General features: G+C 68.0%; 19 protein-coding genes. 10 read left to right on the top strand and 9 right to left on the bottom strand.

Annotated features, from left to right (window positions below):
- The 4 genes from gspG to UAA55_RS14955 form a co-directional block, all read right to left on the bottom strand.
- Positions 1-450: a type II secretion system major pseudopilin GspG gene (gspG, locus tag UAA55_RS14970; RefSeq protein ID WP_322953694.1), complete on the bottom strand. Its 450-nt coding sequence runs from the start codon at positions 448-450 to the stop codon at positions 1-3.
- The gene (locus tag UAA55_RS14965; RefSeq protein WP_322953693.1) at positions 434-1,636 is read right to left on the bottom strand and encodes a type II secretion system F family protein; all 1,203 of its coding nucleotides are present in this window, start codon (positions 1,634-1,636) and stop codon (positions 434-436) included. The genes gspG and UAA55_RS14965 overlap by 17 nt, the downstream gene beginning before the upstream one ends.
- 81 nt (positions 1,637-1,717) lie before the next feature.
- Positions 1,718-2,053, bottom strand: a complete 336-nt coding sequence (locus tag UAA55_RS14960; RefSeq protein ID WP_322953691.1) for a hypothetical protein — start codon at positions 2,051-2,053, stop codon at positions 1,718-1,720.
- 44 nt (positions 2,054-2,097) lie between these two features.
- Positions 2,098-3,765: a GspE/PulE family protein gene (locus tag UAA55_RS14955; protein WP_322953689.1), complete on the bottom strand. Its 1,668-nt coding sequence runs from the start codon at positions 3,763-3,765 to the stop codon at positions 2,098-2,100.
- Positions 3,766-4,106: 341 nt separating this feature from the next.
- Between UAA55_RS14955 and UAA55_RS14950 the strand changes: the two genes are divergently transcribed.
- Genes UAA55_RS14950 through UAA55_RS14925 form a run of 6 tightly spaced genes read left to right on the top strand, consistent with a single transcriptional unit; the run spans position 4,107 to position 11,900 of the window.
- On the top strand, positions 4,107-5,303 hold the full coding sequence (locus UAA55_RS14950) for a TolC family protein (protein ID WP_322953688.1): 1,197 nt from the start codon (positions 4,107-4,109) through the stop codon (positions 5,301-5,303).
- Positions 5,300-6,436: an efflux RND transporter periplasmic adaptor subunit gene (locus UAA55_RS14945; RefSeq protein WP_322953687.1), complete on the top strand. Its 1,137-nt coding sequence runs from the start codon at positions 5,300-5,302 to the stop codon at positions 6,434-6,436. The genes UAA55_RS14950 and UAA55_RS14945 overlap by 4 nt, the downstream gene beginning before the upstream one ends.
- The gene (locus UAA55_RS14940; RefSeq protein WP_322953686.1) at positions 6,433-9,510 is read left to right on the top strand and encodes an efflux RND transporter permease subunit; all 3,078 of its coding nucleotides are present in this window, start codon (positions 6,433-6,435) and stop codon (positions 9,508-9,510) included. The genes UAA55_RS14945 and UAA55_RS14940 overlap by 4 nt, the downstream gene beginning before the upstream one ends.
- The gene (locus UAA55_RS14935) at positions 9,507-9,860 is read left to right on the top strand and encodes a DUF3240 family protein (protein ID WP_322953685.1); all 354 of its coding nucleotides are present in this window, start codon (positions 9,507-9,509) and stop codon (positions 9,858-9,860) included. Before UAA55_RS14940 ends, UAA55_RS14935 begins: the two co-directional genes overlap by 4 nt.
- Positions 9,861-9,864: 4 nt before the next feature.
- Entirely contained in the window at positions 9,865-10,539 is a 675-nt protein-coding gene (locus tag UAA55_RS14930) for a response regulator transcription factor (RefSeq protein ID WP_322953684.1), read from the top strand.
- Positions 10,536-11,900 (top strand): sensor histidine kinase, encoded by a 1,365-nt coding sequence (locus UAA55_RS14925; protein ID WP_322953683.1) that lies wholly within the window; start codon positions 10,536-10,538, stop codon positions 11,898-11,900. Before UAA55_RS14930 ends, UAA55_RS14925 begins: the two co-directional genes overlap by 4 nt.
- Before the next feature lie 429 nt (positions 11,901-12,329).
- On the opposite strand, the gene UAA55_RS14920 is transcribed toward UAA55_RS14925, so the two are convergent.
- From UAA55_RS14920 to UAA55_RS14910, 3 genes are all read right to left on the bottom strand, one after another.
- Entirely contained in the window at positions 12,330-13,766 is a 1,437-nt protein-coding gene (locus tag UAA55_RS14920) for an efflux transporter outer membrane subunit (RefSeq protein WP_322953681.1), read from the bottom strand.
- Positions 13,766-15,709, bottom strand: a complete 1,944-nt coding sequence (locus UAA55_RS14915) for a MacB family efflux pump subunit (RefSeq protein WP_322953680.1) — start codon at positions 15,707-15,709, stop codon at positions 13,766-13,768. Before UAA55_RS14915 ends, UAA55_RS14920 begins: the two co-directional genes overlap by 1 nt.
- Positions 15,710-15,818: 109 nt before the next feature.
- Positions 15,819-16,856, bottom strand: a complete 1,038-nt coding sequence (locus UAA55_RS14910) for an efflux RND transporter periplasmic adaptor subunit (protein WP_322953679.1) — start codon at positions 16,854-16,856, stop codon at positions 15,819-15,821.
- Between the two features lie 697 nt (positions 16,857-17,553).
- Here UAA55_RS14910 and UAA55_RS14905 point away from each other — a divergent pair.
- A complete protein-coding gene (locus UAA55_RS14905; RefSeq protein ID WP_322953678.1) occupies positions 17,554-18,792 on the top strand; it encodes a thioredoxin family protein in 1,239 nt (412 codons plus the stop codon).
- A 631-nt stretch (positions 18,793-19,423) separates the two neighbouring features.
- Here the strand turns inward: UAA55_RS14905 and UAA55_RS31345 are convergent.
- Together UAA55_RS31345 and UAA55_RS31340 are read right to left on the bottom strand one after the other, a co-directional pair.
- Positions 19,424-19,951: a substrate-binding domain-containing protein gene (locus UAA55_RS31345; RefSeq protein WP_416235195.1), complete on the bottom strand. Its 528-nt coding sequence runs from the start codon at positions 19,949-19,951 to the stop codon at positions 19,424-19,426.
- Positions 19,952-19,958: 7 nt separating this feature from the next.
- Positions 19,959-20,417: a LacI family DNA-binding transcriptional regulator gene (locus UAA55_RS31340; protein WP_416235194.1), complete on the bottom strand. Its 459-nt coding sequence runs from the start codon at positions 20,415-20,417 to the stop codon at positions 19,959-19,961.
- A gap of 163 nt (positions 20,418-20,580) precedes the next feature.
- Here UAA55_RS31340 and ptsP point away from each other — a divergent pair, with 163 nt between their 5' ends.
- The 3 genes from ptsP to UAA55_RS14885 are packed head-to-tail and all read left to right on the top strand — an operon-like array spanning position 20,581 to position 25,905.
- Entirely contained in the window at positions 20,581-23,100 is a 2,520-nt protein-coding gene (gene ptsP, locus UAA55_RS14895; RefSeq protein WP_322953677.1) for a phosphoenolpyruvate--protein phosphotransferase, read from the top strand.
- Positions 23,097-24,077 carry a 1-phosphofructokinase gene (gene pfkB, locus UAA55_RS14890; protein WP_322953676.1) on the top strand — a complete coding sequence of 327 codons (981 nt, stop codon included), beginning with the start codon at positions 23,097-23,099 and terminating at the stop codon, positions 24,075-24,077. The genes ptsP and pfkB overlap by 4 nt, the downstream gene beginning before the upstream one ends.
- Before the next feature lie 46 nt (positions 24,078-24,123).
- Positions 24,124-25,905 (top strand): fructose-specific PTS transporter subunit EIIC, encoded by a 1,782-nt coding sequence (locus tag UAA55_RS14885; protein WP_322953674.1) that lies wholly within the window; start codon positions 24,124-24,126, stop codon positions 25,903-25,905.
- The last annotated feature ends 129 nt before the right edge of the window (positions 25,906-26,034 follow it).

Raw genomic sequence — 26,034 nt, 5'->3', positions numbered from 1 at the left:
CTACCAGTTCGTGACGTCGCGGGCGTCGCCCTCGCCGCCTTCCTTGTTGTCGCTGCCCCAGGAATAAAGATCGTAGGCGCCGTGTTGGCCGGGCACCTTGTAGCGATAGGCGTTGCCCCAGGGGTCGATCAGGGCCTGGCGCTTGCGCAGGTAGGGTCCACGCCAGTTGGCGTCGCCGGCCGGCGCCGTCACCAAGGCCTCCAGCCCCTCGTCGCTGGTGGGATAGCGGCCCATGTCGACGTAGAACAGGTCGACGGCGGAGACCAGGGTATTGATCTGGGCCTGCGCCGCCTCGCCCTTGGCCTTGCCCAGGCGGGACACGAGGTTGGGCGCCACCAGCAGGCCCAACAGGCCGATGATGACCAGCACCACCAGGACTTCCACCAGGGTGAATCCGCGTTGACCGTCCGCCAGCCGGCGCCGTGTTGTTTTCTCAGATGGCAATGTCATTGAGGCTCATGATTCCCGATATGAGGGCGGCGAAAATCGTACCAACCATTCCGCCAAGGATAAGGGTCAAGGTGGGTGTCAGGAGGGAAAGCGCGCGATCCAACGACGCTGCCCTCTCCCGTTCCAACGCTTTGGATAAGTCCAGCAGGGCCTGCGGCAGGCTGGCCGTCTGCTCCGCAAGGGCGATGAGCCTGACCAGACGCGTCGGGAAAAGCGGTTCACTCCCGAACGCCCGGCTCAATCCCTGGCCGCCCCGCACGCCGACGCGCACCCGGTCCGCGGCATCCGCCAGGGCCCGGTTCGCCATGCATCCGCCCGCCGTCGCCAAGGCGGACGCCAGCGGCACGCCCCCGGCCAGCAAGCTGGCCAGCGTGCGGGTGTAAAGCGTCAACTGGGCGTCACGCAGCAGGCGGCCGAAGGGACCGGTGGCGACCAGCGCCATACGATCGATGCGCAACCGGACTTCGGCCCGCCGATAGAGGCGGAGCAGCCCCAGCAACGCGATAGCCATGACGGCCAGCACACCAGGCCCGTAATGTCCCATAAAGTCGCCGACGGAGAGGACGGCGAGCGTCGCCGTGGGCAGCTTGGCCTTGCTGCCGGCGAACAGGTCCTGGAACTGCGGCAGGACGTAGCCGGTCATCAAGGCCAGGGCCGCCAGGGTCAGCAGCGCGATCAGGGCCGGATAGATCATGGCGCTGGTCAGGCGCTGCCGGAACTGGGCGCGATCCGCCTCCAGCACCGCCAGGTGCTCCAGCGCCGCCGCCAAGGAGCCACTCTGCTCCCCGGCCCCAACCAGCCCGACGAATTCCAGCGGAAAAACCTTGGGATGGCGTTCCAAGGCGCGGGCAAGGTTCTCGCCCGCCCGCACACGCTGCCGCAGATCCGCCACCAGGGTGCCGGCCGCCGGCCGATCCATCTGGTCGGCGACCAGGCCCAGCGCCGGTTCCAGCGCGATACCGGCGGAGACCAGGTTGGCCAGGTCGCGGATGAAGGACAGGCGCTCCGCCCGCGTCAACCCGGGCGCGCGGCGCCACCATCGGGAGACACCCTCCGTCTCGACCGAGATGGGCCGCAGGCCTCGCTGCAACAACTGGTCTATGGCCGCCGCCTCGCTGTCAGCGTCCAGCCCGCCGCGGCTGCGGCGGCCTTCCATGGACACGGCGCTGTACATGTATCGGGGCACTGGGTCAGTCCGCCTTGGTCACGCCTAGATTTTCTCCGGCGACCAGGTGACACGCAGTCCGCGATGGGCAGAGTTCACACATCATGACCCAAGCTTAACTGCAGTTATATTTGCCCTGTCAGCAAAGCAACCCGAAACATAAACCGCAATCGAACGACCGGTAGCGATCGCCGTTGTGACAACGGCCGCCATCATCTGAAAATTCTCCGACGAAACATTATCTAGAAGAATATCTACCCGGTTATTGGTGCCGCATGAATGAACCGGATCTTTCAGATCAAGGGTTATTATCGGGTGCCCAGGGGTTCCCTCAAAATAATTATCGGTAATCTTAGTGAAACCGGACCAGTCCGCCTTTGCGGGCTGCACTACGCACATCAGAATAACAAAGCAGGAATAAGAGAGTGGTTTTCTCATATCATCTCCATTTGACAACATATCATCCCATTTGGGAGTTCGCCTTAATCCGCCTTGGTCACGCGCAAAATTTCTTCAGGCGTTGTTACACCGTCCAACACCCGCTGCAGGCCGTCCTGGTACAGGGGCACCATGCCGCCGGTCGCCACCGCCGCCGCCTCGATCTCAGCCGACGACGCCCCCTGGCGGATCAGCGCCCGCACCTGGTCGTTGACGGGCAGCCACTCGGCGATGGCGCAGCGGCCGCGATAGCCCGTGCCGTTGCAGGCGGGGCAGCCCACGGCCCGGTGCACCGTGGTCATGCGCGCCGGCAGGCCCAGGGCCGCCGCGGCCGCCGCCGACAGGGCGTGGGGCTGGCGGCAGTGGGGGCACAGGGTGCGCACCAGGCGCTGGGCCAGCACGCCGTTGAGGGTCGAGGCCAGCAGGTAGGGGTCCACCCCCATGTCCATCAGGCGCGGCACCGCGCCGGCGGCGTCGTTGGTGTGCAGGGTGGACAGCACCAGGTGGCCGGTCAGCGCCGCCTGCACCGCCACCTTGGTGGTCTCGCCATCGCGCATCTCGCCCACCAGGATGACGTCGGGGTCCTGGCGCAGGAAGCTGCGCAGGGCGTGGGCGAAGGTCAGGCCGATGCCCGGCTTCACCTGGGTCTGGTTGATGCCGTCCAGCAGGTATTCCACCGGGTCCTCGACGGTCAGGATCTTGCGGCGGGCGGCGTCCATGCCCCGCAGGCCGGCGTAGAGGGTGGTGGTCTTGCCGCTGCCGGTGGGGCCGGTCACCAGCACGATGCCGTGCGGCCGGTCCAGCTCGGCCGCCAGCGGGTCCGCCACCCAGGCGGGCAGGCCCAGGCTGTCCAGCCGGCCGCCGGCGGTCTGCTGGTCCAGGATGCGCATCACCACGTCCTCGCCATGCACGGTCGGGGTGGTGGAGACGCGGAAGTCGATCTCGCGGCCCTGCAGGGTCTGGCGGATGCGGCCATCCTGGGGCAGGCGCCGCTCCCCGATGTCCAGGCCGGCCATGACCTTGACGCGGGTGATGAAGCCGGCGGCCACGCGGCGGGGCAGCACCTCCGCCTCGCGCAGGATGCCGTCGACGCGGTGGCGGACGACCAGGCGGTCGGCCATGGGCTCGACATGGATGTCGGTGGCGCCGGCGGCCAGCGCCGCCTGGATGGCGTTGCCCACCAGGCGCACCACCGGCCCCTCGCTGGCAAGGTCCCGCAGGCGTTCCGCATCGCCCTCCAGCAGGTCCGGCATCTCATCCTGGTTGGCCGCCGGCTGCGCCGCCTCGTACAGCCGGTCCAGCGCCGCGGCGATGGCGGTGCCGGTCATCACCACCGGGCGCACCGGCCGGCCGGCCAGGAAGGCGGCGGCCTTCAGCGCCTGGGCGTCCAGCGGGTCGGCCACGGCGAACACCGCCTGGGTGCCGTCGCCCGGGGTGCCGCCCGCGCTCAGGGGCAGCATCAGATTGGTCTTCAGGAAGGCCAGGTTGGCCGTTTCCATCATCACCGGCGCCTCGGGCAGGTGGTCGGCCGGCCACAGCGCCAGGCCCAGGGCCCGGGCGTAGGCCGCCGCCATATGCTCTTCCGACACCAGGCCCAGATCCACCAGCCGACGGTCAACCCGGCCCCCAGCCGCCTGCGCCCGGCCCAGCCCGCCATTGGACAAATGGCCCGCCGACGCCAGCGCGGACAGCACCTGACCCAAGCCATTCATGGGAGCCAGGAGAAGGTCGGAATTGGATGGGTAGTCAAAAGCCAGCATGGGGTATGTCGGACGATGGAAGCGGACGGTGATGGGCCCAACCGACTATACGGCAACCTAGCCAGGAAGGACTACCCCAGCGTGAGCACGAACGCTGACGATCCGCCAAGCAAGGTCGGCGGCGGACTTTTCCCGAGGGGCCGCCAGCATCATCTTCATTGCACGCTTCAGCTTCAGCTTGCCTTAAGGTTGGCCGGTTAGAGAGCGGCATCGCCCTTCCCTCAGCGAGCGGCCATGCCACGTCCTCCTTCCTTCCCCCAACCGCGCACCGGCACCGTGCCGTCCTGGCCTGTGTGGCGCTTGCCGCCAGCCTGGGCTTGGCCCCGGCCTTCGCCGCGACGCCCGACCCGGCACCGACGGCGGGTAGCATCCACGCCCTGTTCCTCCAGGCGCTGGAGCGTGACCCGACGCAGCAGGCGCTGGGCGCTCGGCTGGCAGCCGCCGATGCCAGCCAGAACCACGCCGACGGCCTGTTCCCCGTGCCGCCCCGGGTCCAGGCCTATAACCTGACCGACCGCATGGCCCGCAACCGCGGCTGGCAGGAGGCGGAGGTACAGCTGGCCCTGCCCATCTGGCTGCCGGGGGAATCCGGTGCCCTCGCCCGCAAGGCGGACGCGGAACGCCAGGTGGCCAGCAGCACGGCCCAGCGCCAAACGCTGACCGTGGCGGGCACGGTCCGCACCGCCGCCTGGGACCTGGCGCTGGCCCGCCGGCTGGAGACGCTGGCCCAGGAGCGGCTGAACCTGGCCACGCGGCTGGAAGCGGACATGGGGCGTGAGGTGGCACGAGGCGGGGCCGCCCGCCTGGATCTGTCGCTGCTGCAGGCGGAGCGAGCCAATGCCGCCGCGAACCTGGAGGCCAGGCGCGGTGTTACGGCAATGGCCCGCGAGGCGCTGACGGCACTGACCGACAATGGCGACATCGCCGGTGACCTGGCCGAAACCGATGCCGAAGAGACGGCGGGCAGCGACCCCCGGCTGGAGGTCGCCCGGGCCGGCGAAAGGCTGGCGCAGGAGACGGCCAGCGTCTCACGCATCGCCGACCGCGACCACCCGGAGGTGGGTGTCATCTATCGCCATAACCGCGATACGTTCGGGGGCCCGCCCAGCGATTATGTCGGCCTGCAGGTCACCGTGCCCTTCAGTGGCCCGTCCTACACCGCCCGCACCCGCGCCGCGGAGGCCGACCTGCGCCAGGCGACCGCGGAACGGGTGATGGCGGAGCGGACGGTGACGGCCGGCGTGCGCCAGGCCCAGGCGGCCCTTACCCACGCCCGGGCGCAACTGGCCGCCGAAACCCAGCGCCAAGCCGCCGCCGCCGACCGGGCCGGCAAGATGCAGCGCGCCCGCGCGCTGGGCGAGGCCGCCACCAGCGAGATGGTGCGCGCCCAGCAATCCCTGAACGATGCCAACACCGCCCTGGCCGAAGCGGAGGTGCGGCTGGGACGCGCCCAGTCCGACCTTCTGCAGGCCCGAGGAGTCCTGCCATGATCCATTCCCCATTGCCCCGGTTCGCCGGACCGGCCCTGCTGGCGCTGACCTTGCTGGCCGGCACCGCCTACGCCCAGGCCCCGCAGGAGGCGAGCCCGGCGACCCTGACCCTGACCGATGCGCAGGCCAAGGCCGCCGGCGTCGAAACCCAGACGCCGCGGCCGGCCGCCACCGTGGCCAGCCCCACCTATCCGGCAAGGCTGGATGTGTTCGAGCATTACAAGACCATCATCGCGGCACCGGTGCCGGGCATCGTCGACGAACTGGTGGGCGAGGTGAACGACGCGGTGGCGCGGGGCGCCTTGCTTGCCCGCATGCGCAGCCCCGACATGGCGCAGGCGCAGCGGGACTACCTGCTGGCGCTGGACGCCGCGGCGCTGGCCCAGCGCGAGGCGCAGCGCGACGCCGACCTGGTGGCCGAAGGCATCATCGCCGAGCGGCGGCAGCAGGCCAGCCGCAGCGCCGCCGTGCAGGCCGACGCCCACCTGCAGGAACGTCGCCAGGCCCTGCTGGCCCTTGGCCTGACCGCGGCCGAGGTGGAAACCCTGAAGCGCAGCCGCAAGGTGACGGATGAAATGACCGTCCGGGCGCCGGAGGATGGCATGATCCTGGACCACGGCGCCTTCCCCGGGCAGCGCATCGACAGCAGCGTGCCGCTGTACACGTTGGCGAAGCTGTCGCCGCTGCTGCTGGAGGTGCAGGTGCCGGCGGCCGTCGCCACCACCCTTCATGAAAAGGACAAGGTGCGCCTGGCCGACGATCCGGCGGACGCCGTCGTGGAGTCCATCGGCCATCATGCCGACCCGGCCAGCCAGACCGTGACGGTGCGCGTTTTGGTGGACAACCGGGCGGGACACTTGCGCCCCGGCCTGATGACCGCCGCCTCCTTCCTGTCGACGGGTGCGGGAGCCGCCTGGGCCCTGCCGCACGATGCCGTGGTACAGGTGGCCGGCCGGCCGACGGTGTTCATCCGCCGGGGAGACAAGGTGGAGGCAGCACCCATTTCGGTCCTGTCGGAAACGGCGGACGCCGTGGTGGCGCAAGGGCCCGGCCTCGCCGCCGGCAGCGCCGTGGTCGTGCGCGGCACCGTCGTGCTGAAGGGCATGCAGGCCGGCCTGGGGGGTCAGGAATGATCGCCCGTCTCATCGAATTCTCGCTATCGCAACGCCTGCTGGTGCTGATCCTGATCGCGCTGCTGGCCGGCGCCGGCCTGTTCGCCGCGCGCGGGCTGCCGATCGACGCCTTCCCTGACGTGTCGCCCGTCCAGGTCAACATCGTGCTCAAGGCACCAGGCATGACGCCGGAGGAGGTGGAGAGCCGCATCGCCGCCCCCATCGAGGTGGAACTGCTGGGGCTGCCGGGCAAGCAGGCCTTACGCTCCACCACCAAATACGGGCTGACCAGCATCACCGTGGTGTTCGACGACAGCACGGACATCTATTGGGCCCGCAACCAGGTGGCGGAGCGCTTGCAAGGGGTACGCGACATGCTGCCCCCGGGGGTACAGGGCGGCCTGGCCCCCATCACCACCCCCCTGGGCGAGATAGTGATGTTCACCATCGAGGGGCCGGCCAGCCTCGCGGAAAAGCGCAGCCTGCTGGATTGGGTCATTCGCCCGGCCCTGCGCACCGTTCCGGGCGTGGCCGACGTCAATTCCCTGGGCGGCTTCGTCGAGACCTTCGAGGTGGTGCCGGACCTGGTGGCGCTGGGCGCCCGCGGCGTGTCGCTGGACGCGCTGAAATCCGCCATCGCCGCCAATAACCGCAACGACGGCGCCGGCCGTCTGACGGACGGGGAAGAGGCGCTGCTGGTCCGCAGCGAGGGCAGCCTGCGCAGCCTGGATGATCTGCGCGCGGTCGTCATCGCCACCCCCGGCGGCACGCCGGTCCGGGTGGGCGACGTCGCCCAGGTCCGCGACGGCGGCCTGACCCGCTATGGCGCCGTGACCCGCAGCGGCAAGGGCGAGACGGTGGAGGGCCTGGTGCTGGGCCTGCGCGGCAGCAATGCCCAGGCCGTGGTCGAAGGGGTGCGCCAGCGGCTGGCGGAGCTGAAATCCCAGCTGCCCCAGGGCATTTCCCTGACCGTGTTTTATGACCGCGGCGAACTGGTGGACCATGCCGTGGGCACGGTGACCGAGGCGCTGCTGATCGCCGTGGCCCTGGTGCTGGTCCTGCTGATCCTGTTCCTGGGGGAATGGCGGGCGGCACTGGTGGTCAGCCTGACACTGCCCCTGGCGGCGCTGGCGACCTTCCTGCTGATGCGGGCGGTGGGGCTGACCGCCAACCTGATGAGCCTGGGCGGCCTGGCCATCGCCATCGGCCTGCTGGTGGACGGCGCGGTCGTGGTGGTCGAAAACGCGGTGGAGCGGCTGAATCACGCCCATGGCCGTCCGATGTCGCCCCTGACCGTCATCTACCGGTCCATGGCCGAGGTGACGACGCCGGTGGTGGCCGGCGTCAGCATCATCGTCGTCGTCTTCCTGCCCCTGCTGTCGCTGGAAGGGCTGGAAGGCAAGCTGTTCCGGCCGGTGGCCCTGGCCATCATGTTCGCGCTGGGCGCCTCGTTGCTGCTGTCCCTGACGGCGGTGCCGGTGCTGTCGTCGCTGATCCTGAAGCCGGGGCACGCAGGCGAGCCGTGGCTGATCCGTCATGCCGGCCGGCTGTACGCTCCCTTGATCCGGGGAGCGCTAGCCCGCCCGGCGCGGGTGTTCATCGGCGCCGGCATCGCGCTGGCCGCGGCCTTGGCCGTCTTCCCCTTGGTGGGGAAAACCTTCATGCCGACCATGGACGAGGGCACCATCGTCATGCAGACGGAAAAGCTGCCCACCGTCAGCCTGGCGGCCTCCACCGCGCTGGACACCCTCATCCAGCGCCGGCTCCTGGAACAGGTGCCGGAAGTGACCGGCATCGTCTCCCGCGTCGGCTCGGACGAACTGGGGCTGGATCCCATGGGCCTGAACGAGGCGGACAATTTCCTGACCCTGAAGCCCCAGGACCAGTGGCGCCGCAAGGACAAGGCATGGCTGCTGGACCAGCTGCGCCTGGCCACCGCCGACATCCCCGGCATTTCCTTCGGCTTCACCCAGCCCATCGACATGCGCGTGCAGGAGATGGTCAGCGGCAGCCGGGGCGACCTGGTGGTGAAGATCAAGGGCACGGACATCGCCACCCTGAACCGCCTGGCCGCCGACGTCGCCGCGGTGCTGAAGGAACTGCCCGGCAGCGAAGACGTGCTGACCACCCTGAATGAGGGCATGCAATACCTGACCCTGCGCCTGGACCCGCTGGCCGTCGGCCGGCTGGGCCTGACGGTCGACACGGTGGAGGAGGCGCTGCGCAGCCAGCTTGAGGGCACCCAGGCCGGGTCGGTGGTGCGGGGAAACCGCCGCACGCCCATCCTGGTCCGCGGGCCGGCCGACCTAGCACGGGCGCCGCAAGCATTCGCCAACCTGACCTTGCCCATGCCGGACGGCCGCCTGATCCCACTGTCCGCCGTGGGACGCGTCGAGCGGGTGGACGGCCCCGTGCTGCTGAGCCGGGAGGAGGCGCAGCGCCAGTCCGTGGTGCGGGCCAACGTCCGCGGCCGGGATCTGGTGGGCTATGTGGCGGACGCCCGCGCCGCCATCGCCGCCAAGGTGAGCGTGCCGGCCGGGTATGAGCTGGCCTGGGGCGGCCAGTTCGAGAACCAGCAGCGGGCGGCGGCCCGCCTGGCCATCGTCGTGCCCTGCTGCCTGGTGGTGATCTTCGTCATTCTGTACGGTACCTTCGGCGCAGCGCGCCAGGCCCTGCTGGTGCTGGGCAATGTGCCCTTCGCCCTGGTGGGCGGGATCATTTCCCTGTGGCTCAGCGGCGAATATCTGTCGGTGCCGGCGTCGGTCGGCTTCATCGCGCTGCTCGGTATCGCCGTGCTGAACGGCGTGGTGCTGGTGGCCTGCTTCAACCAGCTGCTGGCCCGGGGAGTGCCCATCGCCGAGGCGGTGCTGCAAGGGGCGCGACGGCGCTTGCGGCCCGTGCTGATGACGGCCACCATCGCCGCTTTCGGGCTGCTTCCGCTCCTGTTCCAGACCGGGCCGGGGTCCGAGGTGCAACGCCCCCTGGCCATCGTGGTGGTGGGCGGGCTGGTCAGTTCCACGGTCCTGACGCTGCTGGTCCTGCCGGCGCTTTACCAACGGTTCGGGCTGCCCCGCCCGAGGAGGGTCACGCCATGACAAGCCCGTCTTGTCCTTCCGCTTCCCCCGAGGCCGTCCATATTCTGCTGATCGAATGTTATGCGGAATTCGAGGCGGACATGGTTGACGTGCTGCTGGACGCCGGAGGCTTGGTCGACCGCTTCAGCATCTCGCCCGTGCGGCTGTATGGACGCGACCTGCCCTTGCCCACCCCCCGCGATCGCGTGGTGGGTTCCCGCCCGGGCCTGAGGGCCGTGGTGGAGGTGCGGGGCGACGTCCAAGTGGTGGCCGGCCGCCTGCGCCACCATCTGGGCCGCGCCGGCCTGTCCATTCAAGCGGTGCAGGGCCACCCCCTGGTGGTGGCCGGCCCGGGCCCGATGGGGGCCTGAGGCCATGCGGCTGCTGCTGGTGGAAGATGACACCCGACTGGCCGAATTCCTGGCCCAGGGTCTGGCGGAGGCCGGCTTCGCCGTCGATACCGTGGCCGAGGCCGGGGACGCGGAAGCCGCGCTGGACACCGTGCCTTACGACCTGCTGATCCTGGATCTGGGCCTGCCCGACGGCGATGGCATGGACCTCCTAGCCCGCCTGCGGGCCCGCGGGGAGATGCTGCCCATCCTGGTCCTGACGGCGCGGGGCGCGCTGGCCGACCGTGTGAGCGGCCTGAACCGGGGGGCGGACGATTATGTGCTGAAGCCCTGCGCCACGGAGGAGTTGGTAGCCCGGGCAAAGGCCCTGCTGCGGCGGCCGGGCGGCGCGCTGGGCGCGGTGCTGACCCTGGGCAATTTGCGCTTCGACACCCTGGCCATGGAATGCGCGGTGGAAAACCGGCCGCTGGACCTGTCCCGGCGCGAGCTGGCGGTCCTGGAGGCCCTGCTGCGCCGGGCGGGCCGCGTCGTGCCCAAACGGGTGCTGGAGGAAAAGGTCTATGGCTTCGACGATTCCGTCGCCTCCAACTCCATCGAGGTGCACATCTCCCGCCTGCGCCGCAAGCTGGAGGCGGAGGGCGCCACCGTCCGCGTGCACACGCTGCGCGGCATCGGTTATCTGCTGTCTGAGGAAAAATGACCCGGCCTGCCCCGTCGCTGCAATGGCAGCTGATTATCCGTGTGCTGGCCTTGACCCTGGCGCTGACCTTGCTGGGCAGCGCCGCGCTGGTGGTGCTGTTCCAGAATACCGTCGACAGCCTGCGCGACCGCAGCCTGCAGGGCCAGGCGGCGGACATTGCGCACCACGTCGCCGCCGGGGCCGACGGCACAGTCACGGTACGGCTGCCGCCGGCACTGGAAGACAGCTATCGCAGCTCGCGCGGTGAATTCATCTACGCATTGCTGGATGCGGACGGCCGGGTGGTAGCCGCGTCCGACGGCATCTCGGTCCCCCTTGTCACGCCATCGCCGGCGCGCGAAGCCGGGCTGTTCCAGATGCCCAAGCAGGGGCGCATCTTTTACGGTGCCAGCCAACCAATCGAGGTGGGCGGGCGAGGCTACTGGGTGCAGGTCGCGCAGGGGCCCAGCCATCATAACGTGCTGGAGGACAGCCTGCTGACGGCCATCGTCAACCAGGGTGGTTGGGCAATTCCGCTGTTCGTCCTGCTGTTCCTGGGGCTGACCGCGCAGACCATCCGGTCGGGCCTTAAACCGCTGGTCCAGGCGTCGGAACTGGCGGCGCGCATCTCGCCTACCAATCTGGAAGTGCGCCTGCCCCTGCGCCGCATGCCCAAGGAGGTGATCCCCCTGGTGCGGGCGGTCAACGGCGCCATCGACCGCCTGGCCCAGGGCCTGCGGGAACAGCAGCGCTTCACCGCCGACGCCGCGCACGAACTGCGTACCCCCCTGGCCGTCCTGCGCGCGAACCTGGACCGTTATCGGGGCCAGCCCTGGGTTCCCGGCCTGCTGGTCGACGTCGACCGCATGACGCGGGTCGTGCAGCAGTTGCTGGACGTCGCCCGGCTGGAGGAGGGCGCCATCGGAGCACCGCAGCCTGAGGTGGACTTGGCCGACCTGGCGGCGGAGGCCGCGGCCTCGCTGGCGCCGGCGGCGATCGAGACGGGGCGGTCGTTCGATCTGCGGGAGCGTGGGCCGAACCGGGTGGCGGGTTACCCCCACGACATCTATTCCGCCCTGCGCAATTTGATGGAAAACGCGCTGGACCACACGCCGGCCGGCACGACGGTGGAGGTCGACGCCACCGTGCCCGGCGTCGTGCGGGTTCGGGACCATGGGCCCGGCGTGCCGGCGGACCAGCGCGCCCATGTCTTCAGCCGCTTTTGGCGGGCCCCGGCGCGGCGCACCTTGCCGGGGGCCGGGCTCGGCCTGTCCATCGTGGCCGAGGTCATGCGCCGCCATGGCGGCAGGGTGGAGATAGAGGATGCGCCCGGCGGGGGGGCCGTCTTCGCCCTGATCTTCAGTCGGACCCCCGGAGCGTAAGCCGCACCTGGATTCATTCTACAGCCTGACGCCGGTCCTGGCGCCGAACACGACTCCGTGCCCGACCACGGCCACACGGCCGGTGCCAGGACATTGCCGCCCGGACGCATCACGTATTGCACGTCGGGCTGCACGGTGGCCCAGCCGATCCCGCAAGGTGGCCAGCGTGGTGGGGCGTCCGCGCTCCACTGGCTGCTTATGCAAGCGGGCGTGGAACCCTTCGGTTGCCAGACGATCGGTATCCACCCGGCAGGAGAACGGCATGCGCACCAACAGCGCCGATGCTGTGCTCCAGCGCTTTTTTCAACTGACCCATCGCGATGACGCTGGACTGGCGCGCCATGCCCAGCCCACATGCCTCACCTAAAGGATATCGCCCCAGTAAGTGGCCGCCGTCGTGTTGGATGACATCGGGATAAGCTCGATCTCTCACGTCGCGTCCCGCCGATGCCACCACCCTCCCCCCAGCGCGACGTAAAGGGCGGCCGTATCAGAGAACCTGGAGGCCATCGCGCCCAAGCGGGCGATGGTGGCGCTCTGATATTGCTCTTCGGCGTTGAGGAGGTCCGCGTAGCCGATCTTGCCGTACTGGTACTGGACTTCCGATATTTCCAGGCTCTGGCGCGCCCGCTCCTCCTGCCGGGTCGTGATCGACAGGTTCCGGGCATCGGCTTCAATCGCGGCCAGGACGTCACAGACATTTTGAAGGGCGCTGAGAACGGTCTGCCGATAGTCCGCCGCCGCCGCGTCATAGGTCGCCCTGCTGGCGTCCTCGCGCGCCGCCAGGGCGCCGCCATCGAACAGGGTCTGGGTCAGGCTGGCCCCCAAACCGATGACGCCGCCGGAAAACAGGTTCTGAAGCGCGCCCGAATTCGTCGACAGCGCCGCCGTCAGGCCGACATTCGGGAGCCGGGCGGCGACGGCCACGCCGATCGCCGCCGACGCCTGGTGCAGCGCCGCCTCGGCTTGGCGGATATCGGGCCTCTGCTCCGTGAGCTTGGCCGGCACGCTGGCGGGCAAGTCCGTCGGCAGCGTCAGGTCGGAAAGCGTGAGGCCGCCACCCGCGAAGGTGGCGGGATCGTCACCCAGGTAGACCGCCAGCAAGTGGCGGATCTGCATCCTCTGGGTCCGCAGCGTCGTCAGCGCGGCCTCGGTACCCAACAGCACGCTTTCCTGCGTCAGCACATTCGCGGGCGATTCCGCGCCGCTTTGCTGCCGTATCCGGATGATCTCCAACTGTTTGGCCTGGCGCGCCCGTATTTCCTCCTCCGCCGAAATTTCGGCGGAGAGCAGCGCCTCCTGCAAGGCGGTGGTGACAACGTTGGACGTGAGGGTGAGATAACTGCTTTCGACGGAGAAGCGCTGCAGGTCTAGCGCCGCCTGCTGCATCTCAATCATCCTGCGGACGCCGCCGAAGACGTCCACGGTATAGGATGCCCCGACGGACGCGCCGTACTGCGACGCCGTCGACGCATATTGTCCCGTCGTCCTGCTCTTGTTCGCCGAAACGGTTACCGTAGCCATGGGCAGCAGGCCCGCCCTGGCGGCGACAAGGTTGGCGCTGGCCGAGCGGAGCGTCGCCTGGGCCGCCTCCAACGTCGGGCTTCCCGCGATGGCGTGGGCGACCAGGGCGTCCAGCTTCCGGTCATGATACAGCGTCCACCAATCCCTTTGGATGTCGTCGGTGGTGCCGAAGCCCTGGGCGGCGCCGGCAGGCCCCTGGGACGCGGCGGTGCGGTCCGGATGCGGCGCCAGCGCATACCCGTCGGACCGGGGCTTCACGAAATCAGGCCCCACGACGCACCCCGCCAACGTGGCGGCGATGGCAAGGGGGACCAGCCTGAGAAGTTTCGGGACGTCGGCCATCAGCTTTTCCCCAGAGCGTCAACGGGATTGAGCCGGGCGGCGTTGCGCGCCGGGACGAATCCGAAAATGAGGCCGATGCTTGTCGAACTTGCGAAGGCGATCAGGATGGTCACCGGCGAGATCACCATGGCCGTGGCCGGGGCGATCTTTGCCAGCACCTCGCCGATACCAATCGCGCACAGGACGCCCAGCACACCGCCAATCAGGCACACGAAGACCGCCTCCAGCAGGAACTGGCTCAGGATATCGCTTTGCCGCGCGCCAACGGCCAAGCGCACGCCGATTTCCTGCGTGCGCTCCGTCACCGAAACCAGGGTGATGTTCATGACCCCGATGCCGCCGACGATCAGGGAGATGACCGCGATCATCGACGTCAACAGGGTCATGGTGTTATTGGCGCCCTCGATCGACTTGCGGATCAGGTCGGTATTATAGGTGTAGAAGTCCTTCCGTCCGTGCAGCAGCGTCAGGAGTTTGGTGACCGCCTGCTCGACAACCTCGGTCGCGTAGCCAGCCTTGGGCCGAACCGTGATGCCATCCAGCCGGGCCACCCCCGTCAGCCTGCCGGAAACGACGCTATAGGGTGTCCAGATGTTCAGGTCGCCCCGGCGTATGGCGCCCAGATTGTCCTCATCGGCGACGCCGATGATCCGGCACGGCACCATGCCCACCAGGATGACTTGACCGAGGGGTTCCATCCCCGATCCGAAGAACTTGTCGCGGACTTTGGAGTCTATGACGATCACAGGCGCGAGCTGGGCAACAGCGTCGTCGGCAAAAACCGTCCCGGAAGACAGCCGGACCCCGTGGACCCGAAAATATTGGCTTCCCACGCCACTGATGCTGGCGTTCGCGGCGAGGTTGCCAAAGCGCAGCGTGCCCTTGCCCGTGACGATTGGAGTGACGCTGTCGATATAATCGTGGCGGCTCAGCGCGGTGACATCGCTTGCCTTCAAGGTCGCGACGGCACCGGCGTGCATGTCGCCCCAGCCGGTCCCCGGATAAATGTCGAGGGTGTTCGTCCCCAGGGTGCTGATGTTGGCGATGACCCGCAGGCGGGCGCCTTCGCCCAGCGCCGCCACGGTCACCACGGCCGCGGTGCCGATGATGATGCCCAGCATGGTCAGCAGCGTGCGGAGGCGATGGGCGTTCAATGACGCCATCGCCATCCGTGCCGCTTCCAGATGACGCCACAGGCCGATCCAGCCGGATGACCGGGCGCGGGATGAGGCCTGCCGCCCCTCCCCCTGGACCACCCGATGGCCGGAATCCGCGATGATGGAGCCGTCCCGGATCTCGATGATCCTGTCGGCGTGCTGGGCCACCGTCATGTCGTGCGTGACGATGATGACCGTATGCCCCTTCGCGTGCAGTTCCTTCAGGGCCTGCAACACCTGCTCACCGGTATTCTGGTCCAGTGCCCCGGTGGGCTCGTCGGCCAGAATGACAGGGCCGCCGTTCATCAGCGCCCGCGCGATGCTGACCCGTTGTTGCTGACCGCCGGAGAGTTGATGGGGCCTATGATCGGCCCTGTCCTTCAGCCCAAGCCTTCCCAGCAGCATTTCCGCCCGGCGCAGCCGGTCGCGGCGCGGCAGGCCGTCGTAGATCGCCGGCATGGAAACGTTGTCGACCGCCGTCAAGCTGGACAGCAGGTTGTAATGCTGGAACACGAAGCCGACTCGCTCCCGGCGCAGCCGCGCCAGATCATCGGACGACAGCGCGCCCGTTTCCTGGCCCGCCACCCTGTAGCTGCCGGCCGTGGGGCGATCCAGGCATCCCAAGATATTGAGCAGCGTGGATTTCCCGGAACCTGAGGCCCCGACGATGGCGACCATCTCACCCGGTTCTATCGTCAAGGAGACGTCCCGCAGGGCGGCGATCGTATTCGGCCCGGAGATGTACTCCCTGGTCACGCGCGTCAGTTCGAGCCGCGTGTCGTTCATCGCCGCCCCCTATCGACGCGTGGATTTCTGGGATCCATCGCCCGGTGTCATCTCCCCGACGATCACGTTTTCGCCGGCCTCAAGCCCGCTTAGGATTTCCGCCTGCTCGTTATTGTCGATGCCGACGCGCACCGTCCGTGTGGAGACTCCCTCCGCGCCAAGGACCCGCACGGTCCGGTTCGGCGGCGGCGGAGGAGCCCAATGCGGGGGGACCCAGCGCGGCGGACGGAACGATCAGCGCGTTCTCCGCCTTGGCCAGCACGATGAAGACCTCCGCCGTCATATTGGGCCGTAACTGCCCATCCGGATTTTCCACATCGAAGCGGCCGTTGTAGTAAACCGGATTGGCCGTGGCCGCCGAACCGCTGCTGCCGTGGCTGCTGGAGCCCGTGTCCATGGAGGACGCGATATCCTCCGGCGCCGGATCTATGGAGCGCAGGGTCGAGTAATAGCGACGTTCATTGGACGCCAGGATCTTGAAATACACAGCCTGGCCGGGCTTCACCTTGACGACGTCCGCTTCGGAGATTTTGGCCTTGACCGTCATGGTCTTCAGGTCAGCCAGCAGGATGATCGTCGGCGCGGTCTGGTTCGCGTTCACGGTCTGGCCTTGCTCCGTCACCACGGAAACGACCGTGCCGTCGATGGGGGCGGAGATCTTGGTGTAGCGCAGATTGACGTTGGCCAGGTCGACGGCGATCTTGGCCTGGGATATCTGGGCGTTGAGCGAGGCGACATCGGCGCGGGCATTGTCGTAGGCCGCCCGCGCCGTCTCATAATCCAACCTTGAATTCGCGTTCCTGGCCGCCATGGCTGTCTCACGCTGGAAGTTGAGCTTGGCCTGCTCCAGCGTCGCCTGCCGCCCCCCGAGTTCGGCCTGGACATTTTCCAGCGCCGCCTCAGCGGCCTTCAGGGCGTTCACCTGCGGCGCGGAATCGATTTCGGCGATCAACTGTCCCTGCGTTACCTGCTGACCCAGCGAAACGTTGAGAAGCTTCACCTGGCCGGACACCTGGGCGCCGACGCTCACCAGCTTTTTGGGGAAGAGGACGCCACTGGCAAGGACCGTCCGCTCGACGGCGCCGCGCTTCACCGGTACCGCCAGGTACTGTGGCGCGGCGTGCGACGGCCACAACACAAGCTTCATCAGGACGCCCATCAGCGTCAGAAACCCGGCGACACTGATATAGGTTAGCTTTTTCACTTTAGAGTATACCCATCATGCCCAGGCCCAATGCGCGTAGGCTGAAGCCCAGCCAGTCTCGCTTACGACCGCGCCCGGACGAATGATTTTGCCGTGTTAAAAAACACCCTGTTCTTTACCGGAAAAGATTCCACACCCCTGCGTTTCCGGGAAAGTGAGGCTCCGATTTGAATAAGTCAATCTCGTTTATCTACAGAAGTGAAGCTTATGACGGCATAAGCATTATTTATATTGATAAAATATTTTCTCGCTTCAAAAAACAAGTGCCAGAATATATTGTTTTTATCTTGGAGTTACGAAATCATCCAATTCCCCCATCTCAATCCCTGAATTGACAAAGGGAAAGACGAAATCTCCGAGACCAGAGAGGTAAGGCGTACTCGGCCGCGGAAGATTCATACCCCTCTCACATTTAATCAAGCGGATACGGCAATGGGCGGCGGCCGGGCTGGAGGATCGGCAGATTCGAAATTCTTCGAACATGCTTCCAGCCAGCCTTCAGATGCGTAGCTGTCGCCGGTGAATAGTTGAAGCGGCCCATTTTCGATCGTCCTTCGTCCCAACCCATCCTCGAAGGAGATGGCGCCACCCCGTGGTGAATGTATCCGAGAATAATAATTTAAATACCCAGGAGATTAATTTGGGCCTCTTGCAAATCAATGGAGAAGATTTCGAGGAAAAGGTGCTGGCTGCCAAGGGGCCGATACTGCTCGACTTATGGGCGAATTGGTGTGCGCCCTGTCATGCCCTGATGCCAACAGTCGAGCGCCTGGCCAAGGCGTACGACACGGTGCTCACGGTCGCGCAAATGGACATGGACGCCAACAAGCCCTTCTGGGATCGCCTGGCGGTCCGCGGCATTCCAACCCTGTTGCTGTTCAGGGATGGCGGTGAAGTCGCGCGCATCACGGGTGTCCAACCCTATGGCAAGCTGGTCGCCTGGTTGGATGCGAATGGCGTGGCGCTGTCCGCGGACCATCCTCAACCCGTTCCGCAAGACGGGGAGTGGTGCGCCTTCCACGGCGACGCGGAGTTGAAGCGCTTTTTCCTCGACAGGGTCTCGGCCCATGCCGAGGCCGGTGAAATCACCAGCGCCCGCATGTCTTATTGGGGTCCCAAGGGGGGCACGATCTCTTCGGCGTTCATGCGGCAGGCGAAGCCATCCGTTTTTGAGCGGGCCACGGGTCTGCCGATTTCGTTGGGTTTGGCCATGGAGTTCGCCGGCATCACCACCGCCGAGCAGGTGGACCGGGTGTTTGATGCCATCCCGCTTGGCGCCAACCTGGCCGACGTCGCGCGGCGCCTGATGCTGGCCTGGCTGGGCGATCCGGCCACGCTGTCCCCGGCCTACCTCGACGATCCCCGTCTCGATGCGATCCGCATGGACTGGGCACGGCATCTGCGGGCGGCGCTGGCCGGCGATACGGTCGCCCCCGCCGTGTGGGTCGAACTACAGCGGCAGGCGGCGAAACTTCGCAAGGAAATGCCACAGGACCGCTCGGTGCCAAGGCATGTCGCCGCGATGCTGGCCGATCTCTCCCCGCCGCCCCAGCCCGATAACGGCGGTGAATGGACGGGCATCCTTTTGCTCCTGGGCAAATACACGATATCCACCCGTCTCTTATTCGAGGCTGGTTATTCGCACTACCATCTTTCCCTGGAAGATGTCCGGTATCAGTTTTGCGAAAAAGTCGCCGACGGGCGTGACCCCACCCGCGAGGTCATCGCGGAAATTCATCAGAAATGGGAAAGTCAGCACGAGGACCTGCAAAATCTCATCGAGACGATGCAGGCGTTCTCCCATGCCAATAGGGATGCGGAACTCAGCCCTTTGATGCCGATGCTCATCGCGGCCATCGAAGACACTGTGTCGTCCTGATACGGCTCCCTGGCCAGGATTTAGCCCGGACGGACACAGCGCCCTTGCCAAGGGAAAGGATACGCTTTGAGTCTTCCACTTCCGCCGATCAACGAGAATTATTTCCAGGAAGCCGCAGCATCCCGACCCTGCTGCTATTCAGGGATGGAGCCGAGGTCGCACAACTCACCGGGGTCCAATCCCATGGCAAGCTGATCGCGTGGTTGGACGCCAATGGTGAGGCACCGCCCGATGGCCACGCCAAGCCGGTGCAGCATGACGCGGCGTTGAGCGCCTTCCACGGCGACGCGGAGTTGAAGCGCTTTTTCTTCGACAGGGTCTCGGCCCCGCGCCCGATCACCGGAAACCAGTCCTCTTGCGGTCTATCAATCGAGCCAACCCCTTAATCAAAACACCCGCGAAGGACGTCTGTGCCCCCCAGCTGAACAGCCGGCGCCAATGAAACGTAAAGAGGTTGGCGACTACCTCATCGCCCTAGCATTGCAGTTGCAAAATTTTCTCAATGTGAGCTTGCCTCGCGCGAGCCTCGTGGACACGCCGCCCTGTTGACCACGTGCCGACATAGAACGGGCAGAAAACCGCGCCGCGATCGGGCGCAAGCGCACGACCAGGCGCGGGCCGGCGGCCTCCATCACGTGCGCGGCAGGGCGGCCGTCGACCCCCGGGCGACGCAACGGCCGGACAGCACCACTTTGCGCGTCGGAGCGTCCGGGGTCCTCAGGCGCTGGAACAACAGGGTCATGGCCTCACGGCCTATGGTTTCGACCGGCTGCTCGATGACGGTCAGGCCCGGTTCAACCAATTCCGTCCAGGGTTCGTTGTCGAATCCCGCGACGGCGATGTCCTGGGGGATGCGCAGCCCCAAGGCGCGGGCCGCCTTCACCACGCCGGTGAGGAACAGCCCATTGCTGACCAGCAGGGCCTGAGGCCGGTCGGGTTGGCGCAGCCAGGCGGCGGCGGCGTTTTCGGCGGCATCCACCGACGGCGGCACAAAGCGCGCCTCCGCCGTCAAGCCCCGGGCCGCCATGGCCGCCAGATAGCCGTCGCGCCGTTCGACGCCGGTGGTGCTGGTGGCACCGAACAGGCCGCCGATGCGGGTGTATCCCCGGGACACCAGATGATCGACCAGGGTGGCGCTGGCCTCGCGATTGTCCAGCAACACGGTGTCAAATTGCCCGCCCGGGACCGGCGCGGTCGATCAGCACCATGGGAAAATCCAGGGCATCGGCCTGTAACCGATCAAGGGTGGCGCGGGTCGGGGCGAAAATCAGCCCCGTCACCCGTTCCTCCTGCATCAGGGTCAGGTAAAGCGCCTCGCGCGCGGGGTCCTCATCGGTGTTGCACAGGATAACCCGCATGCCGGCGCGGTAGGCCGCGTCCTCCACCGCCCGGCCGACGGCGGTGAAGAAGGGGTTGCGGATGTCGGCGACGATCAAGCCGATGGTCTGGGTGCGTTGCGAGCGCAGCCGCCGCGCCGACAGGTTGGGCTTGTAACCGGTCGCGCGTACCGCCGCCTGCACCTGTTCCCGCACCTCAGCGCTGACCGGCCCCTCACCCAAGGCGCGGGAGACGGTGGAAACCGATACACCGGCAACCCGGGCGACGTCCTTGATGTTGACCGTCATGCTCGCAATCGTTTCCAGTTATTTTGCCCCAGTCTAAAGCCTTCCAGCGCGCGTTCAAAGGGAATACGGCGCATACGCCGAGACGCTCCCTGGGGATTCCCTTTGACAATTTTTGTGGAAACGTTACCACTAAGCGCAAGAATGAATTCGGGAGGTTCCGAGAATGCCCTTCGCCGTTGAGAGCGACCTGCTGCCCCGCGAGCTGATCCGCCTCGGCGCGCGTCCGGCTGGAAAGCGTGACGCCATTGGCGAGGCGGCACAGCTACTGGTCGCCGCCGGGTGCGTCGATCCCGCCTACGAACAAAGCATGGTCCGGCGGGAAGAGGTGGCCAACACCTTCCTGGGCCAGGGCGTCGCCATTCCCCACGGCCTGGGGGAGGATCGCCACCTGGTCCGCCGCAACGGCCTGGCCATCCTGCAGGTCCCTGACGGCGTGGAGTGGAACGCCGGGCAACGCGCGCGCCTCGTGGTCGCCATTGCCGCCCAGTCCGACGCGCACATCACCATCCTGCGCCGCCTGACCCGCCTGATCCAGGATGGCGACCGGTTGGATCGTCTGTTGGTGACCACCGACGCCGGCGAGATCGCGGCCGCCCTGGGCCGCGAAACGCCTCCGGACCAAAACGCGGCCGGCGCGGCGGTGGGTGACCTCGCGCCCGGTTTCGACTGGACGGTGGATTATCCCAGCGGCCTGCACGCCCGGCCGGCCGCCCACTGGGTGGACACCGCCCGCCGCTTCGCCGCCCAGGTTCGGATCCGCCACGGCGACCAGGCGGCGGACGCCAAGAACCTGATCGCCCTGCTGCAACTGGGCCTGCGTGCCGGTGATACGGTGGTGGTGTCCGCCGCCGGCGGTGACGCCGCGGGGGCGATGGCGGCCATGCGCCAAGCCATGACTAGCCTAAGCGCCCAGGAAAAGATGGACGCGGCCCTGGCGGCCAGCCGCGCGCGCCAAACACCCCGCACCGGCTGGACGCCCCCGGCGCCGCTGACCACCATCGGCGGCGTGCCGGCGGCACCAGGATTGGCCATCGGCCCCTTGCATGTGCTGAAGGCGGCGGACCCGGTGGTGCCGGACAATCCCGCCGCCCTGGCGGAGGGGGGCAGCCTGCTGCAGGAGGCGTTGAGCCGCACACGCCAACAACTCAAAGCGCTGGCCGACGACACCGCCCGCCGGCTGGGTGCGGCCGATGCCGGCATCTTCAAGGCCCAGGCGGAGTTGTTGAACGACACCGACCTGATCACCCTGGCCTGCCAGTTGATGGTGGACGGTCATGGCGTGGCCTGGGCCTGGAATCAGACGGTGGATCGCATGGCCGGCCGGTTGGCCGCGCTGGGCAATCCCGTCCTGGCCGCCCGCGCCGCCGATCTGCGCGACGTGGGCCGCCGGGTCCTGGGGCATATCGATCCCTCCTTGCGCGCCAACTCGCTGCTCGACCTGCCCGACACACCCTGCATCCTGGTGGCACAAGACCTGTCCCCGTCGGACACGGCCGGCCTGGACCCGGCCCGGGTGGTGGGCTTGGCCACGGCTTCGGGCGGCCCCACTTCACACACCGCCATCCTGGCCCGCACACTGGGCCTGCCGGCCCTGGTGGGGGGTGGCGCCGCCCTGCTGGAACTGGCGGATGGCACCAGCGCCATCCTGGATGGCCAGTCGGGACAATTGTACTTGGAGCCGGGCGACGCCGACTTGGCATCCGCCCGGCAGTGGCTCGCGGTCAAGGCGGAGGCCCGCGCCCGTGAAGCGGAGGCTCGCGCCCTGCCCGCGCGCACCCGCGACGGCCACACCGTGTCCATCGGGGCGAACATCAACCTGCCCGACCAGGCGGCCTTCGCCCTGTCTCAGGGAGCGGAGGGCGTCGGCTTGATGCGCACCGAGTTCCTGTTCCTGGAAAGGGGCGAAAGCCCCAGCGAGGACGAACAGTTCGACATCTATCGCGCCATGGCCGTGGCCCTGGGCAACCGGCCGCTGATCGTCCGCGCCCTGGATATCGGCGGCGACAAGCAGGTGGCCCATCTGAACCTGCCGCATGAGGAAAACCCCTTCCTGGGCGTGCGTGGGGCCCGGCTGCTGCTGCGCCGGCCCGATCTGCTGGAGCCGCAGTTGCGCGCCCTGTACCGCGCGGCGCGCGCGGGCGCCAGCCTGTCCATCATGTTCCCCATGATCACCACGGCGGCCGAGATCATCGCCCTGCGCACGGTCAGCGAGCGCATCCAGGCCGAGGTCGAGGCGCCGGCGGTGCCGCTGGGCATCATGATCGAGGTACCCGCCGCGGCCCTTCAGGCCGAAAGCCTGGCCCGCCATGCCGACTTCTTCTCCATCGGCACCAACGATCTGACCCAGTACACCCTGGCCATCGATCGCCAGAACCCACAGTTGGCCGCGCAGGCGGACAGTCTGCATCCCGCCGTGCTGCGGCTGATTCAGGCCACCGTGGCGGGGGCGGCCAAGCATGACCGCTGGGTTGGCGTCTGCGGCGGCATCGCCGGAGACCCTTTCGGCGCCGCCTTGCTGACCGGCCTGGGCGTGCATGAGCTGTCGATGACCCCGCGTGAGGTGCCGTCGGTGAAGGCGCGCCTGCGCGATAGCGAGCTGACGGCGCTGCGCGCGCTGGCGGCCCAGGCCTTGGCTTGCGAGGCCGCCGAGGACGTGCGGGCGCTGGAAGGAGGCATGGCATGAGCATTGATCTGCACACCGTCACCCTGAACCCGGCGATCGACGAGACCGTCACCCTCGACGACCTGCGGCCAGGCCATGTGCACCGGGCCGCGGCCGTGCGCCACAATGCCGGTGGCAAGGGCGTGAACGTGGCCTCCTGCCTGGCCGACTGGGGCCTGCATGTGGCCGCCACCGGTCTGATGGGCATCGACAACACCGCCCCGTTCGAGGCGCTGTTCGCCGCAAAGGGCATCCTCGACCGCTTCTTGCGCGTGCCCGGCGAAACCCGCACCAACATCAAGCTGCTGGATCGCCACGACGGCCGCACCACGGACATCAACCTGCCAGGCTTGGCGGCAGCCCCGGAAACGGTGGAGCGGATCCAGACCTATCTCGAGGAATCCGTCGGCCCCGGCACCTTGGTGGTGCTGGCCGGCAGCCTGCCCGATGGATTGCCCCCCGACACCTATGCCAGCATGGTGGCCGGCCTGGCCCATACCGGCGCCCGCGTTGTCCTGGACAGCAGCGGTGAGCCGCTGGCGCGGGCCCTGGCCGCCGACGTCCTGCCCCACTGCGTGAAGCCTAACCGACATGAGTTGGAGGGCTGGGCCGGCCGGCCCTTGGCTCCGCCCGACTTGCTGGCGGCGGCGCGGCACCTGCAAGGGCATGGCATCCCCCTGGTGGTCGTATCCTTGGGCGCCGGCGGCGCCCTGTTCGTGGACGCCGGCACCGCCCTGCACGCCCAAGCCCCCGAGGTGCGGGGCAACAGCACCGTGGGCGCCGGTGACGCCATGGTGGCCGGGCTGGCGGCCGGTCTGCATGCCGGCCTGGGATTGGAGGCGGTCGCCCGCCTGGCGACCGCGTTCGCCGTGGCCAAGTTGGGCCGCGCCGGCCCCCACCTGCCGGGGGTGGAGATCGTCCGGGCCCTGGCCGACCAGGTCACGATGACACCCGCCGATGATTGGGCATCAACCACCGCGACGCATGCGCCGCACTGAAGGATGAAGGGCGGGCGGGCCGAAGACCCGCCCCCGGGGAGGAACCATGTCCGCACTGTTGGCTGTAATCGGCGCCGGTGAAATGACCATCCATGCCCTGCTGGCGGCCGAGGCCCTGCGCAGGGCCGCCACCGGCGGGGGCCATACCATCGCCGTGGAGGTGCGCACCGGGCAGGGCGTCCTGGGCGCGTTGGAACCGGCACAGATCCAGGACGCACACGCCGTCCTCCTGGTGGGATCGGGCATCCTGGACGCTGACCGCTTCGGAGCGCTGCCCCACCACAGCGCCAGCATCGAGGCCGTCCTGGCCGATCCCGCCGCGGCCTTGGACGCGCTGGTCCTGGCTGAACCGGAATCGGCCAAGCCGCCTCGGGTCAAGCGGGACCAGGCCGCGGCACTGTCGAAAGCCGAGGGTCCACGACACATCGTGGCCATCACCTCCTGCCCGACGGGCATCGCCCACACCTTCATGGCGGCCGAGGGCCTGCAGCAAGGCGCCAAGACACTGGGGCACATCATCCGCGTGGAGACGCAAGGATCGGTCGGGGCCCGCGACGGCCTGACGGATGACGAGATCGCCGCCGCCGACATCGTCATCATCGCCGCGGACCGCCAAGTGGATCTGGGCCGCTTCGCCGGCAAGCGCGTGTTCCAGTCGGCGACCAAACCCGCGATCTCCGATGGCGCCGGCCTTATCCAGCGGGCCCTGGCGGAAGCGACGCCCCTGGCCGAGGCGGAAGACGGCGCGCCGGACGCGGGGCGGGTCGCAGGCGCTTCGCCGCAAGCCGCTGCCGGGGCGAAGGCCGGGCGCGGCGTGCGCACGGGTCCCTATAAGCATCTCATGACCGGTGTTTCCTTCATGCTGCCGTTCGTGGTGGCGGGGGGCCTGTTGATCGCGCTGGCCTTCGCGCTGGGCGGCATCTACGCCTATGACGACGCCCACAAGGGCACGCTGGCCTACGCCCTGTTCCAGGTTGGGGCCAAAGGGGCGTTCGTGCTGATCGTGCCCGTGCTGGCGGGCTACATCGCCCATTCCGTCGCCGACCGGCCGGGCATCGCGCCCGGCATGATCGGTGGCATGGTGGCGGCCAATCTTCAGGCGGGCTTTCTGGGGGGCATCCTGGCCGGGTTCATCGCCGGCTACGGCACCGCCTTCCTGAACCGCCATATCCGCCTGCCCCGGACCCTGGAGGGCCTGAAGCCGGTGCTGATCCTGCCCTTGCTGGGCACCTTGCTGACGGGCCTGCTGATGATCTACGTCGTGGGCGGGCCGACGGCCGGCGCGCTGGCCGCCCTGACCACCTGGCTGAAGGGCATGCAGGGCAGCAGCGCCATCCTGCTGGGCGTCCTGATCGGCGGCATGATGGCCTTCGACATGGGCGGCCCCATCAATAAGGCGGCCTACGCCTTTTCCACGGGCCTGATCGCCAGCCAGGTCTACACCCCGATGGCGGCGGCCATGGTCGCCGGCATGACCCCGCCCTTGGGCCTGGCCTTGGCCGCCCACGTGTTCGCCAACCGCTTCACGGCGGAGGAACGGGAGACGCGCGGCGCGGCGGCGGTGCTGGGCCTGGCCTTTGTGACCGAGGGGGCCATCCCCTTCGCCGCCCGCGATCCGCTGCGGGTCATCCCGGCCCTGGTGGCGGGGTCCGCCGTAGCGGGCGCCATTTCCATGGCCATCGGCGCGGAACTGCGGGTGCCCCACGGTGGCGTGTTCGTGCTGCCCATCCCCAACGCCGTCAGTCATGTCGGCGGCTATGTCGCGGCGCTGGCCATCGGCGCCGGGGTCACGGCCGTCGCCCTGCGCGTCCTGAAGCGCCCGGTCTGAAGGCCGGGACCACCCAATCAACATGGCCGCCACAAGGCCGTGCCCAGAAGAACCCAGGGAGGGATGATCATGCGTCACATCGCACCTTCGGTGCCGGCCCCATTTTTGCGCCCTGTTGTGGAAACGTTT

It is taken from the genome of Nitrospirillum guanabarense (genome assembly GCF_034653355.1).
In the GTDB taxonomy this organism is placed as follows: Bacteria; Pseudomonadota; Alphaproteobacteria; order Azospirillales; family Azospirillaceae; genus Nitrospirillum.
This window is presented reverse-complemented; position numbering and strand designations above follow the sequence as displayed.